Genomic DNA, 13,529 nt, shown 5'->3' with positions numbered 1-13,529 from the left:
CGATGAATGCTGTCAAGAAGAATCCGCTCAACCGGCGACTTTATCGATTTAGGAATCAGCAGTTTTTGCAATCGGCGATGCGAGTCGGATTTCCCGGCAACATCCCGCCGGGATTCGCCCCCAGGAACCCTGTCAGGAAGCTCTCTGCGATGCCGCGATCCCACAGGTTGACTAATCCCAGGGAGCAGCCGCCCACAGTCTCAGCATGGTCAGAAGCCCATGTAAGTCACGTGTCATCGGGAGCCCGGGGTTCCCTCTGAACTTTTAGTAGATTATTGAAAGAGATGGCTAGCTGGCGGAGGGAGAGGGATTCGAACCCCCGGTACCCTTTCAGGCACAACGGTTTTCAAGACCGCCGGTATCAACCGCTCACCCATCCCTCCGCTGGCCGGGAGAGGCTTCATCAGTGTATCGCAGTCGCGATTCCGGCCCGCTCAGCAGGCGCCGGCGGGCCACTCGAAGGGCAGCTACTCAGGACCTGCGGTTATCGGCTCCCCGGAAGATTGAAGCTATACATGAACGCTGTGGAGAAGATGGGGTAGATCTGCACGCTGTTCAATTCATGACGCCACTTTGTCAGAGCGGTGTTGAGGTTGCTCTGGAACGCGCTTCCAACCGGGTTAGTGGTGTCACCGATGTCAGTGCACTGGGTCTCCTTCTTATCGGTGCAAGCCCATCCGGAAAGGGTCACATCGAGAGATGGTGGACCGGTGAAGGCAACTCCAAATTCGGTCGGGAAGGACCAGTGCCGGCGAGAGTGGGGAACGAACTTGCCGAATCCGCCGGAGACGGTAAATGCGGGCGTACGCGTGTGCAGCCCAATGCGTACGTCTCCGGTGATGGGAGTAGCGCCGGTGGCCGCATTCTCAGTGGAGGACCAGTAATCGGTTCCATTGATGTTGAAGTTTGTTCCGCCTCGAAGGTCGATCCTGGCAGAAGCCTGGTTGCCGTTGTAAAACAGCATCCCGGGGCTGAGGCGCCACATGCTTTTGGTGGGATACCAATCCAGCTTGGCGGCAGCTGACGCAAAATGGAAGTCGCCATTGACGTTGACGCCGCTGACTTCCATTCTACCCGTGTTGTAGAAGAACCAGCTTGTGTCCACCCGGGCATCTACATGTTCGTTGAGGATCACAGCGCCATTGGCTCCGATGCCGAAGGGCGAGATTGAACTGCCAATGCTCATCCGCGACATCATTCCATATTGCTGTTCCATGCCGGGCAGCACAAACTGATCTTCGCGGCGAGTAATTCCCGGGTCTGCGGGATTAGCGGACGACCATGCGGGAGCTGGTTCCGCAGGCAACGCCGAGGACGAGTAGGGCTGGGCCACATCGTCGACACCTCGGGCGCTTGTAAATCGGGACTGTGCTTCCAGTTGAGGGCCTGAAAGGAGGAGGGTGGCTGCCCACGCACATGAGAGCGCGAACACGGAAAAGAGCTTTATCACGAGACGTTCTCCAACTCTATAACTCGGCTTGGCACTGGACCAAGGGCGCGAGGGCATCTCAACGTAGTTCCGAAAGGGTAAACTTTTTCGTTAGATGTAAAACTATCGTAACCGAAAACGGTGTACCCGCCAATAACCAAAAGGGGGGACCTCCTCCTGAGGTGCCCAACACGGCGGGTGGTCGCAGTCTTGCGGTAGCGAAATCCTGCTTTCTCCAGTACTTGATCGAAGATGATACAAAAGGAGTGCATGGCCAAGCGTTCTAAGCCGGGCGCCGGACCGCAACCGGGCCAACCCATCAGTTTGCGCACTCTGGGCGAATATCTGAACCTCTCCCCGGCCACCATATCGCTTGTGCTCAACAACGCGCCCGGCGTCAGATCGATTCCGCAGGAGACGCGAGATCGCGTGACTGAGGCGGCGGCGAAGTTTGATTACCGGCCCAGTTTTTACGCGCGCTCTCTGCGCAAGCGGCAGAGCTTTTCGATCGGCGTGCTGGTCCCGGAGCTGAGCGACGGCTATGCCACTGAGGTGCTCGACGGGGTGGAGGAGTTCCTCATTGAAGAGGGTTATTTCTATCTCACTGCCAGCCATCGCCGTCGCCCGGACCTCATTGAGGAGTATCCTCGGTTGCTGATGGAGCGCTCGGTGGAGGGTTTCATCGTCATCGATACCATTCTCGAGAAGACGCTGGCTCTTCCCACAGTTGTAGTTGCCGGGCATCGCAATATCGAGGGTGTCACCAACGTTGTGCTCGATCAGAAGCGGGCTGCCGAGCTGGCGCTGCGTCATCTTTATCAGCTTGGACACCGCAAGGTGGCTTTCATGCGCGGCGGTAGCCACAGTTCCGATGCGGATGAGCGCTGGGAGTGCCTCATGGGCGTCGCCCGCGACCTCCAGCTTACTGTGGCGCCCCAGGCTTGTGTGGAGCTCCAGTTGCGGGTTTCCACGCCGGAACTGGGTTTTGGCCCTACCAATGAATTGATTCAGCGGGGAGCTGATTTTTCGGCACTTGTCGCCTTTAATGACATCGCCGCTATCGGCGCCATCCGCGCGCTGATGAATCATGGACTGCGCGTTCCCCAGGATGTTTCGGTGGTGGGCTTTGACGACATCCAAGGCGCCGCCTTCCATAATCCCAGCCTGACCACGATTCGCCAGCCGCTGCGCCAGATGGGCGTGGTTGCTGCACGGATTCTTCTGCAACGCATTCGCGGACAGGCATCGTTCCCTGACGTGGTGCCGATTCATCCTGAACTCGTCATTCGCGAGTCGACGTGCCCGCCGGATCCTAAGCACGCGAGTTCCAAAAACAAGCCGGCCTGACATGCCAAGGAGTGCGTCGGATCGCAGGACGCTGGCTGCGCTGCATGCGGCGTTCGCACTCACCGGCGTTCTGCACGCCATTGGTGGCGCGCTTCTGCCATCCATCGCGCAGACGTTTCACCTCTCCGACAAGCAATCCGGACTGCTGTTCTTTCTCTATTTCGCTGGAACCGCCATCGGTGCCCTTTTATGCATCGGGCGCTATGCGCAGATGATGAGCGCCGGATTTGTGCTGGTGACGCTGGCGTGCATGGGCATTGCCACGACGGATGCGCTTTTGTTGCGGCCGTTGTTTCTGCTGTTGGGCATCGGAGTGGGTGTACCCATGAGTGCGGTGAGCATGTTTGCCGGGCGGAAGTTCGGCCAGGCGACCGCAGGGCCGCTCACGTTTCTAAATTTCAGCTGGAGCCTGGGCGCGCTGTTTGCTCCGCTGCTGGCGGCGCAGGTACTGCTGCGGCATTCTTACCGGGCTGTCTATCCTGCTCTGGCGGTTCTGGCTATTGCGGCAGCAGGTGCGTGTTGGCTGCTGCTTGAGGATCCGCCGGAGCGGTCCGCACCAGAGTTGCGGTCAGGGATTCGCAATATCGCCTGGATTGTGCTTTTCTCCGCGCTGACGTTCGCTGAGGTGGGCATTGAGAACACCACGGCCACGTGGCTGGCGACGTTTGCCATGCGCGGAGAGGGAGCCGGCGCGGCGGTTGGCGCGGCGTCTTCCGCCCTCTATTGGTGCGGTTTCCTGGGTTCGCGCGGGCTGTTCTCACTGCTCCTCCTGCGAGTGGAGACGCCACGCGTCCTCGGATTGGCGGTGCTGGGCGCAGCATTGGCGGCTACGTTGCTGATCGTTGTGCCCGGGTCTGTGGAGCGCGGTGTTTTGATGCTGGTGCTGGGCGCGGCGCTTGCTCCGGTGTTTCCGCTGATGCTGGCGCGCTTTTTTACCCGCGCGCGCAATGCGTCCGATTCGCGCTGGGTGCTTTCGATCTGCGGCTTCGGGGGATCGGTGCTGCCGTGGCTTACAGGATGGATCTCTGCCTCTTCCGGCAGCCTGCGCGTGGGTTTGGCGACCGTGCCTGCGGCGCTCGTGTCGATTCTGCTGTTGCTGCCTCTTACGCAAAGGCGAGGGAGAATCGCCTCGTGAATGCGAAGAGGGAAGCCATGGCTCCCCTCTTCGTGCCGGCCGATCGAAGATGCTTAAGATCTCGGCATCACCAGAACCTCGACGCCGCTGGCCGCGTCTTTCTGATGGAAAACCTGCTCCGTCGCTTTCTTGAAGTCCTCCGGCTTTGCGTGCGGAATATCCGTGAACGTCTGCGGATTGCGGTCCGTCAGCGGAAACCACGAGCTCTGCACCTGCACCATGATGCGATGCCCGCGGCGAAAGGTGTGGAACAGGTCTGGCATGGTGAAGTTGATGTCAGTCTGTTCGCCGGGGGTGAGCGGCTCGGGTTTGTCCCAGTGGTCCCGGAACTTGGCGCGGAACGGCTCGCCGCGCAGCAACTCCTGATATGCACCCATCTGCAGGGGAGGCGCATCGGTGACTCGCTTATTGGGGCGTCCTTCGTCGCTGTAGTCATCGGGATATACATCGATGAGTTTGACCACGAAGTCAGAGTCCGTCCCGCTGCTGGCAATCTTGAGCTTCGGTGAGATCGGCCCCGCAATGGTTACGTCTTCGGTGAGCGGATCCGTCTCATATACCAGCACGTCAGGGCGGTAGCTCGCGAAGCGCTGATCGTCGACCATATAGCGCTGCGGAACCGTGTCGGTTGTGTAGCCCACGAATGGCACCGGATGATTTGGATCGCTCACATACTCATCCTCGCCTCTCGCTTCGGCCGGAGGATCGAAGCTCAGCTTACCGCCCGCATGGAAGTAGAGCGTTCTTGCCGTGGCTTCTTTCGGCGGCCATTGCTCGAAGTGCCGCCACACATTGGTGCCAGTCTCGAAGACGACTGCCTTGGGCTGCGCACCCGCACTTCGGCCTTTGAGATAGTGCTCAAAGAAAGGGAACTGCACGTTGGCGCGGAAGTAGTCGCTGGTTTTGGCGTTGAATTGAATGTCGCCCAGGTGGCTGCCATCGTTGCGTGCCCAGCCGCCGTGCACCCAGGGGCCTTCGACCAGTGTGGCTGGGGTGTCTGGATTCATTTTGTGGATGGCGTTGAAAGTGCGGTAGGGCCCGCTCAGGTCCTCCGCGTCATACCAGCCGCCGACCACCAGCACGGCGCACTTCACATTCTTCATGTGGCGGGAAAGATCGCGCGCCTGCCAGTAGCTGTCGTAGGTGTTGTGATTCATCTGGTCGCTGAACAGCCAGTTCGATCCCCGCAGATACTGCGATTCGAGATTCGCGAGGTCACCCGTCTTGAGATAGAACTGGTAGCTATCAGGCGTGCCGAAGTCGAACGGCACGGTCTGCGCGGGCGGCGAGGGGTCTTTCTGTGGGCGGAATAAGACATAAAAGCCAAAGTTCGCCGAGAGCATGAACGCGCCGCCGTGGTACGCATCGTCGCCCATAAAGAGATCGGTCATAGGCGCCTGCGGGCTGGCTGCCAGCAGGGCCGGATGCGAGTCAATGATGGAGGCCGAGGTGTAGAAGCCCGGGTACGAAATGCCCCAGATGCCGACATTGCCATTGTTGCCGGAGACATTCTTGAGGAGGAATTCGATAGTGTCGTAGGTGTCGGAGGAGTCATCCACGTCCTGCGGCGCCTTTTTCTCGTCGATATGCGGACGCATCTCTACGAAGTCGCCTTCACTCATGTAGCGGCCGCGTACGTCTTGGTAAACAAAGATGTAGCCGGCCTTTTCGAACTCGTCCGAAGGACCCAGGTGCGCGGGGAACTTGTCCTCGCCATAGGGCGTGACGCTGTAGGGTGTGCGATCCATCAGAAACGGATAGGGGCCCTGATCGGCAGGGAAGGCTCCCATCTTCGGCACGTAGACGGCGGTAAACAGGCGCTTGCCGTCGCGCATGGGGATGCGGAACTCATATTTGGTGTAGTGCCCCTTGACGAAGTCATCTGTGGACGAGGCGGATTGCTGTGCATGCATTGCGGCAAGTGACAGGGAGACAAATGCGAAGGCGCCGACCCAGCGACGCAGGGCAGTGAACATTTGGCGTGCGACCTCTCTTGAGAGCAAGGGTACTGCACCGCGGCGCGTGGAGCGGGCGCGGTTGCGTCACCTCGAATCATCTTCGCAGCCTGGCTTGGCCAGCCCAAAATGTTATTGACTTCGCAATTTGTACATTGTATGTATACAAATAACAAATGAACGCCGAACACAAATCTGAGACGGACCCCACGCTTAAGATCGATCACAGTTCCACCGTGCCGGTCTACCGCCAAGTGGTCGATAATCTTCGCTCAATGCTGGTGGAGGGTGCGCTTAAGCCGGGGGATACGCTGCCGACGGTGCGCGAACTCGGCCTGGAACTGGGCGTACATTTCAATACCGTCGCGGAGGCGTATCGCCTCCTCGCTTCAGAGGGTTGGCTGGATCTGCGCCGCCGCCGCGGGGCAGTGGTGTTGGAGCGGGCCGCTCCTCGCCAGCAGCCCGAAGCGGAAGCCCGCTTCAATCGCAGCCTCCGCCAACTCATTGCCCAGGTACGCGCCGAAGGACTTTCGGTGCGCGCCATTACTCATGAACTCGAACGACTGACCCGGGAGCTTTCTATATGACGACCTCTATTTCACTGATCGGAGTTGTGGGCTCGGTGGCCGGACTGACGGCGGTTGCCGCCTTCAACTCCTGGACCTCGCGCATCAATCAGTTTTTCTTCTTCTCGCGCACGGTGGACGCGGAGTTCACTGCTGCCGCCGGTGCTCGCGCGATTACGCGCCGCTATCTTCGCGGCATTCAACTCGGGTTTGGGGCTGCGCTTGTCCTCTTCAGTGCTATGGTGCTGTTGACCCCGGCCTCCATCTACTCGAGTTTCATGACCGCGCTGCTGGCGCAGTGCGTTTGCGCGTGCGCCGCATTTGGCAAAGCGCATCGCGAGGCGGGCGAGGAACTTGCCGCGCGCGGTCCCATGCAGGCCGGCTCTCCGGGGCAGGGGACAGCCGTCGCGGTATCTTTGCTCAATCCCGGCGCCTTTACCGGCCCGCGCATGCTCATGTTGGCGCTGGCGCTGGTTGCGACCGCGCTGGCGTGGATTGTGCCGATGGCTATGACGGGCATGCGGTTCAATGCGTTTGGAGATGCACTCAGCGCGAATCACGCGGATTTCCTGAGCGGGCTTGGTCTGGGCATGATCGCCGGAAGCGTTCTGTTGTTTGTGCAACTGCGCTACTTCTCGCGACATCGCTCGCCGATGGCGAGGTTCACGGCCAGAGGGTGCGTTCTACTGGCGTGGCTGGCGGCTGTGAGCACCGCCCTCAGCACATTTTCGGTGCCATTCCACTATGTCATCACTAAGGAACTCCGGATGGCTCTGCTGGGCGTGGTCCTGGCTGTGGCTGTCGGCCGCATGGTGTACGGATGGACGCGAGCCAAGCTGTTTCCGCCGCCGGCCGTGGAACGCAACGGCGATCAGTTCTGGCGGTGGGGCTTGTTCTATTACAACCCCTCGGACCCCACGCTCTTTATTCAGCATCGCTCTGGCCCGGGCTACACGGTCAACTTCGCGAACCGTATGGCGTGGCCGTTGGCGGCGCTGGTGCTGGCTGACTTTGTCTTTCTGATGTTCATCCATCTGCACCGGTAATCGGTAGCATGGGATGCAATTGACACAAAGAGCAGAATGCCCGCGCCATCTTGATCGATGCGCGGGCATTCTGGTTCCGTCGCAAACTTACTTGGCAGAGTCCTCGTTCATCTTCTTCGCCTCGGGTGCTTTTTCCGGCGTGGTCAGCGGCTTGGTGATGTCATCGAGATAGGCGGGGGTCGCATCGGCGCGTTCCAGCACGGGATAGCGCTCGCCGTCGTGGTAATCGATCTCCGCGTTGGAAACGTAGGTGTCCGACTGCACAATCAACTTGATGGGCTCGCTGTTGCCTTTCGCGCCGCGGATCGCTTCCCGCAGCAACTCAGGCGAGAAGATCTGCCCATTGATAGCCATGATCTTCTGTCCCGGCGCCAGCCTCGCCTTGTCTGCCGGACCGTTCCAGCGCACATCGGCAATGGCGCCATCCGCGCTGATGCGGAGTCCGATGGAATACCAGCAGTCCACGCCGGCGCCGCGACGACCGCCGGCTGCCGCCATCATCTTTTCTGACGTGCTGGGTTGATCGTTATAGACCAACTTGTAGCCGCCACGCTCGATACCGGCTAGGTCTGCGCGTGGATTGATTCTGTCCACACGATCGTGCAGGAACGTTGCCCAGTCGTACTTCACCACCTGATTTAAATCGGCGACCAGTTCATCGAAGGTGTAGGTGACGATCTGCGGCCCGGTGTTACCGCCCTTGGCCAGAAAGATCTTCTGGAAATCGTCGAGCGACTTCTTGTTGTCTGTCATCTTGCGGATCAGGGTGTCGGCATCGAGCCAGAGGAGTTCGCCTTCCTGGTAGTAGTCCTGCCCGCGCCGCCAGTTTGACCAAGCAGGATTTCCGCCACGCAGCACGCTGGCGGCAATGGCCGTGTCTTCAGTGGAGCGCCATTCGCGCCCCGGCTTGGAATCGAGATTGGCAGCGCTCATTGCCAGCAGGTCGCGATACTGGGCCTGGGACTTCAGCCCCGAGCGCGCCGCCAGCACATTTCCCAGGTACTGCGTCATGCCCTCATACACCCACAGCAGCGTGCCCTGCTGCGGCGTGGCGAAGTCGGGCTGATACAAACCGACGGGCCTACGGTATTTGCCGTTCCATGAATGGGTGAACTCATGCGACAGAAGGTCGGCCTCGGCCAGTTGATGCGCATCATCGGCGAAGCCCTTTTCGCCCACGCCATTGTCCGAGGACTGGCCGTGCTCAAGGCCTTCTCCGCCGGCCACGTCGCTGAGCGTAAGCAGGAAGTGATAGACGTTGTAATGATGCGAGGCATACTCAGCGTCGGCTTCGCGCACCAGGTTGTTGATCTCCGCCAGCGTGTTGGGCCGCAGGTTCGAGTCCTCCGGCTGGTCTGAAACCACATCGATATAGTGTTTGGGCGAGATGGTGGGCGCCAGCGCGAACTCATGGAAGTACTGGCCCGTGATCACCGGGGAGTCCTCAAGCTGTTCCACATTGGTCACGGCGAACTTCGTGGTGCTCCCCGCTGCAGGCACGGGCCACGGAGAAGCACCCTCGGGCTGCAGCGCCGTCCCCACACCCCAGCCCTGCGGCACTTTCAGCGATGGCTGAATGGGGATGTCGCGCACCGGCACATGCGCTGGGTAGAGCAGCAGCTTTTCCCACTCCAGGACAGCCATCTTGTTGGTCAACCGCGCAGTCACTATGCAGTCAAGGTGGGCATGGAGGGTCGCCGCTCCCTGGGGAACAGTCACGTGGAACTCGTACAGGTCCACGTCATCGCGCCGCCACGCGATGGGCTTGCCGTCAATCGTGAAGACCACCCCCGTGATGTCGCTGACCGGCCCTGTCGGTCTGTGGTTGCCGGGGATCCAGCGCGGAGTGGTCAGGGTCAGCGGACCGGGTGTCACCGGCAGGTCCACTTCCGCGTGGTACATCTTGCGGGGTGCGTCGGTAAGATCTGCGACGACGTGAATGGGCGTTTTTTGCGCGGCGGCGGCGCAAGTTAGAGCGCCGCACACAAAAAAAGCACCAAATAGGGGGCGGAAGCGAGAAGTGTGCATGATGTCAGCGTAATGCATTCAGGAACCTGCGTGTCTGGGGTATTTTCACCATATCTTTATGTGGAACTTATTTGAAGTTGAGCCCCTAAAGGCTGACAATCTTCTTAGCAGCCCTGAAGTACAGCATAAGTGTGATCAACCTGGTTGAACGGGCCGCACGATTGAAAGTCACGTTGGACCCGCCCTGTTTGACCTGAAACATTCTGGAGACCGATAGATGCGATCTTATTCCTTGCCTCGCGCGACAGTCCTGCTGTGTGTCCTGGCGCTTTTCCTTCCCTTCCTGAACGTTCCCGCTCATGCCCAGACGGCGGGCGCCGGCACCATTTCCGGCACCATCACGGACGCGAGCCACGCCGCGGTGTCGGGCGCAACCGTCACGGTTACCAATACGGACACCGGGGCGGCGCACACCTTCACTACCAACGATCAGGGCATCTACGTGGCGCCCTTCCTGCAGCCGGGCCGTTATAAGGTAGATGCCGCTGCTGCCGGATTCGGAAAGGTGAATGCGACCAATCTGACGCTTCAGGTGGGCCAGACTCTGACCATCGATTTGAATCTTACGGTTCAATCGGCGAACACTACCGTTGAGGTCACCAGCGAGACTCCGCTGCTGGATACGCAGCGCACCGAAGTCTCCCAGGTCGTGGATCAGCAGATCATTCAAAATCTGCCGGTCAATGGCCGCAACTGGAGCGACTTCGTTTTGTTGACGCCCAACGTTGTGCCTGACGGGGGCAGCGGGCTGGTTAGCTTCCACGGCATCAGCGGTCTCTATAACCAGAACTACGTCGACGGCGCCAACAACAACCAGATGCTGTTCTCTGAAGCTCGCGGCCGTTCCTCAGGCGCTCCGTTTGTCTACAGCCTCGACGCCATCAAGGAATTCCAGGCAGAGGCGGCTACGTATTCGGCGGAATTTGGCCAGGCCGCCGGCGGACAGGTCAACGCCATCACCAAGAACGGCACCAACAATCTGCATGGCGACCTGTTCTATTATTTGCGCTATCCCAGCCTGAATGCGCTGGACCCGATCGCTAAGTATACCGCACTCAACAATCCCGCCAGTCCCGCCGCTCCCTTCCTTCTCACGCAGCCCACTCACCAGCAGCAGGAGTTCGGCGGCAGCGTGGGCGGACCCATCAAAAAAGACAAGCTCTTCTTCTTTGTCACGTCAGACAATTTCCGCCGCACGGGCAATGCTCTCTATTACGAGACCAACGTTGTGACCCAGACGCCCGCGGGCGTGTTTAACGACACGGCAACGATCTCGCCGACGCAGTGCCCGTCCACGATCAGCAGCGCGCAGTGTAAGTCGGCCATCGACTTTCTTCTCAGCCTGCAGAGCGCTCCCAAGCGATATGCCAAGGAGACGCTGATTTTCCCGCGCGTCGACTATCAATTGAACGAGAAGAACCTTATCTACGCAAACTTCAACTGGGCGGACTTCGACCAGACCTACGGCTACTCGCCCAACCCCACCTTTGCCAACAGTTCGGCCAGCACCAACGCGCCTACCAGCTACCATGAGCGTTTCGCCATTGCGCATTGGACCTCAACCCTGAGCAACACCGCCGTTAACGACCTGCGGTTCCAATGGGGCCGCGACCTTGAAACCGCCGGCGCTAATGCTCCCGGGCCCAGCATCAGCATGGGTGCCGAAACCTACGGCATGCCCAACGCCCTGCCGCGTACCGCGGAGCCGGACGAGCACCGGTACCAGATCACAGATGTCTTCGATAAGGTGATTGGCCGCCATACCGTCAAGTTCGGCGGAGACGTCAATCTCGTCCACGAAATCATGATCAATCTCTTCCAGGGCGGCGGAATTTATAGCTACAACTGCGGCAACGTTACCCAAAACTTCCAGTGCTGGTCTGCGGACGCGTTTGCGGGACAGGCTGGCGACACCGATCCCTTTGCGGGTTCGCATTACAGTTCGTTCACTCAGACTATCGACCAGATCAACCCCGCCAGCAAGGCCGGTGCGGACGATTTCTGGATGAAGATGTACGACGGCTTCGCGGAAGACACCTGGAAGGTGCGCCAGAACCTTACGCTCAATCTGGGCGTCCGATACGATTTCCAGCTGACCCCGGACCCGGAGATGCCCAACACCTCCACTGTGCTTGCTGCGAAGTACAACACCAAAATCAAAAACGTCGCTGACCGCGTGGAGCCCCGCATCGGCTTCTCCTGGAGCCCGTACCGGGACACCATTGTCCGCGGGGGCTACGGTATTTTTACAGGCCTGAATCAGGGCAGCACGTACTACGCCATGCGGGTAGAAAACGGCATTTACCAGATTAACTACAGCTTCAAGGGTTGCAACGCAACCTGCAATGCCGGCAATGCACCTGCGCTGCAGTTCCCCAACGTGCCTTATCAGCCGACCGGCCCCTCAATTGGCGGTGCGCTGCATCCAGACGGCGGAAACGCGCCTGCCGTGACCCCCCTTACGGTCTCGGGCAGTGGGGGTTTCCATGGCCTTTCCCCCGATTTCGTTCCGCCGGTGACGCATGAGTTCACCCTCGGGGTGGAGCAAGCGCTGCCCGGCAAGCTGTCGCTTTCCATCGGCTACGTGGGTTCGCGCGCCTTGCACCTCCCCGTATTCCTTGACGCCAACCTGGTCGGCCAGACCCCCCACGGCGTCCGCAGCTACAACGTGACCGACACCCTGGGTAATACCAGCCAATTGACCGTGCCCTACTACCTCGCCACGGACCGCATCGATCCTACGCTGACTTCGCTCAACACCGGCTTCAGCGTGGCGAATACCTGGTATCATTCCATGGCCGTCACCATTCGCCGCCCGTTTGACCACGGTCTCGAGGTTCTTCTCAATCACACCTGGTCCAAGGCGCTTGACGATGACCAGGTGCAAGGCGCCTTCGGTACCTTCTACGGCGGCAATCCCGTCCTAGATCCAAATAATCTTCACAACGAGTACGGCCGCTCCGATCTGGACGTCCGGAACCGCTTCGTCGGGACCGTTCTTTGGAAGCCGGAAATCATGAAGGATAATCCGTGGATGAAGCACGGCCTTGATGCTTTCACCTTCTCCGGCACGGCCACTGAGAGCACTGGATTCCCGATCGTCGCCAGCATGAACACGCCCGGTGCAGTACTTAGCGGCACCCCGGGCGCGGCTGACGGAAACATCTACGGCGGCGCCATCTCCTCGGGATCGGGCTTTGCCACCACCGGCCGTCCGCCGCAGATTCAGCGCAACAGCCTGCCGGGACCCGGACTCCGCAATATCGACTTCCGCGTCACGCGTGACATCCCTATCCACGAGAAGATCTATCTTCAGTTCATCGGTGAAGCATTCAACGTGCTCAACCACCAGATCATCTCCGGCGTGGCCACCACTTACTCCACCCTGAACTATGCGGGCAAGGGCGGCTGCCCGGCCACCGCCTCGGTTCCCGACGGTTCTCAGTTCGCGGGCTGCATCACCCCGTTCACAACCAACGTGCCCACCAGCGTCTTTGGTGCGGCCACCAGCACCAGCAGCGTGCTCTACGGACCGCGTCAGCTGCAGGTGTCTGGTAAGCTGTTTTTCTAAACTGCAAGCAGGTCGAAACCCAACGGCTGGCGCCCTTAGAGCGCCGGCCGTTGTATTTTGGCTCACCTGACAAGCCGCCCGCACATCCTCATGGCGTCCTTACGGCAAGGATGGTAAAAACTACCTAAACCCTGCGGATGGCTTCGGCTACGGCGGGGAATTTGCCTGTTCCAGGGGTATCGGAGGGTTAGGAGAGCAGGTGGAACTTCCAACCTGGCCCTGTTGTTTGCCCGCCGGTCTCAAGGATCTTTCCAAAAAAATCAATCCACTGCCACGGGCGGGGTTGACAGGCCTGTGGCACATTGTTGTTGAATTGCACGTAAACATCGGTCAAGATATTGGTTACACACCTTGACCAGCCCGTGCCGGTCGGGTTTCACAGCTCGCAATTTTTCTGTCATTCATAATGCAGTAGTGGGCTCTCATCACCTCGAGCGCGGTCGGTAACCAAG

The 13,529-nt window shown here is 59.7% G+C and carries 8 protein-coding genes and 1 tRNA gene; 5 read left to right on the top strand and 4 right to left on the bottom strand.

Going from position 1 to position 13,529, the window contains the following annotated elements; translation table 11 throughout:
* Positions 1 to 293 precede the first annotated feature (293 nt).
* Positions 294 to 383, bottom strand: a tRNA-Ser gene (locus VGL22_RS07565).
* A 101-nt stretch (positions 384 to 484) separates the two neighbouring features.
* On the bottom strand, positions 485 to 1,450 hold the full coding sequence (locus VGL22_RS07560; protein ID WP_465266298.1) for a hypothetical protein: 966 nt from the start codon (positions 1,448 to 1,450) through the stop codon (positions 485 to 487).
* A 249-nt stretch (positions 1,451 to 1,699) separates the two neighbouring features.
* On the opposite strand from VGL22_RS07560, the gene VGL22_RS07555 reads away from it, so the two are divergent.
* Positions 1,700 to 2,776 (top strand): LacI family DNA-binding transcriptional regulator, encoded by a 1,077-nt coding sequence (locus VGL22_RS07555; protein WP_465266297.1) that lies wholly within the window; start codon positions 1,700 to 1,702, stop codon positions 2,774 to 2,776.
* 1 nt (position 2,777) lies between these two features.
* Positions 2,778 to 3,911, top strand: a complete 1,134-nt coding sequence (locus VGL22_RS07550) for an MFS transporter (RefSeq protein WP_465266296.1) — start codon at positions 2,778 to 2,780, stop codon at positions 3,909 to 3,911.
* A 53-nt stretch (positions 3,912 to 3,964) separates the two neighbouring features.
* Here the strand turns inward: VGL22_RS07550 and VGL22_RS07545 are convergent, their stop codons facing one another.
* Complete coding sequence (locus tag VGL22_RS07545) at positions 3,965 to 5,887, bottom strand: CocE/NonD family hydrolase (RefSeq protein ID WP_465266295.1); 1,923 nt, start codon at positions 5,885 to 5,887, stop codon at positions 3,965 to 3,967.
* A gap of 155 nt (positions 5,888 to 6,042) precedes the next feature.
* Here VGL22_RS07545 and VGL22_RS07540 point away from each other — a divergent pair, with 155 nt between their 5' ends.
* Both VGL22_RS07540 and VGL22_RS07535 read left to right on the top strand, forming a co-directional pair.
* The gene (locus VGL22_RS07540) at positions 6,043 to 6,453 is read left to right on the top strand and encodes a GntR family transcriptional regulator (protein WP_465266294.1); all 411 of its coding nucleotides are present in this window, start codon (positions 6,043 to 6,045) and stop codon (positions 6,451 to 6,453) included.
* A complete protein-coding gene (locus tag VGL22_RS07535; RefSeq protein WP_465266293.1) occupies positions 6,450 to 7,478 on the top strand; it encodes a DUF5808 domain-containing protein in 1,029 nt (342 codons plus the stop codon). The genes VGL22_RS07540 and VGL22_RS07535 overlap by 4 nt, the downstream gene beginning before the upstream one ends.
* Before the next feature lie 87 nt (positions 7,479 to 7,565).
* On the opposite strand, the gene VGL22_RS07530 is transcribed toward VGL22_RS07535, so the two are convergent.
* Positions 7,566 to 9,524, bottom strand: coding sequence for a M61 family metallopeptidase (locus tag VGL22_RS07530; protein ID WP_465266292.1), 1,959 nt, complete (start codon positions 9,522 to 9,524; stop codon positions 7,566 to 7,568).
* Between the two features lie 199 nt (positions 9,525 to 9,723).
* Here VGL22_RS07530 and VGL22_RS07525 point away from each other — a divergent pair, with 199 nt between their 5' ends.
* On the top strand, positions 9,724 to 13,077 hold the full coding sequence (locus VGL22_RS07525) for a TonB-dependent receptor (protein WP_465266291.1): 3,354 nt from the start codon (positions 9,724 to 9,726) through the stop codon (positions 13,075 to 13,077).
* The last annotated feature ends 452 nt before the right edge of the window (positions 13,078 to 13,529 follow it).

Origin of the sequence: Occallatibacter sp. (assembly GCF_036502485.1) — a bacterium.
Taxonomy (GTDB): domain Bacteria; phylum Acidobacteriota; class Terriglobia; order Terriglobales; family Acidobacteriaceae; genus Telmatobacter.
This window is presented reverse-complemented; position numbering and strand designations above follow the sequence as displayed.

Coding starts and splice junctions, on each gene's coding strand:
- VGL22_RS07555 (WP_465266297.1), top strand. CDS start 1,700: ATGGCCAAGCGTTCTAAGCCGGGCGCCGGACCGCAACCGGGCCAACCC.
- VGL22_RS07550 (WP_465266296.1), top strand. CDS start 2,778: ATGCCAAGGAGTGCGTCGGATCGCAGGACGCTGGCTGCGCTGCATGCG.
- VGL22_RS07545 (WP_465266295.1), bottom strand. CDS start 5,887: ATGTTCACTGCCCTGCGTCGCTGGGTCGGCGCCTTCGCATTTGTCTCC.
- VGL22_RS07540 (WP_465266294.1), top strand. CDS start 6,043: ATGAACGCCGAACACAAATCTGAGACGGACCCCACGCTTAAGATCGAT.
- VGL22_RS07535 (WP_465266293.1), top strand. CDS start 6,450: ATGACGACCTCTATTTCACTGATCGGAGTTGTGGGCTCGGTGGCCGGA.
- VGL22_RS07530 (WP_465266292.1), bottom strand. CDS start 9,524: ATGCATTACGCTGACATCATGCACACTTCTCGCTTCCGCCCCCTATTT.
- VGL22_RS07525 (WP_465266291.1), top strand. CDS start 9,724: ATGCGATCTTATTCCTTGCCTCGCGCGACAGTCCTGCTGTGTGTCCTG.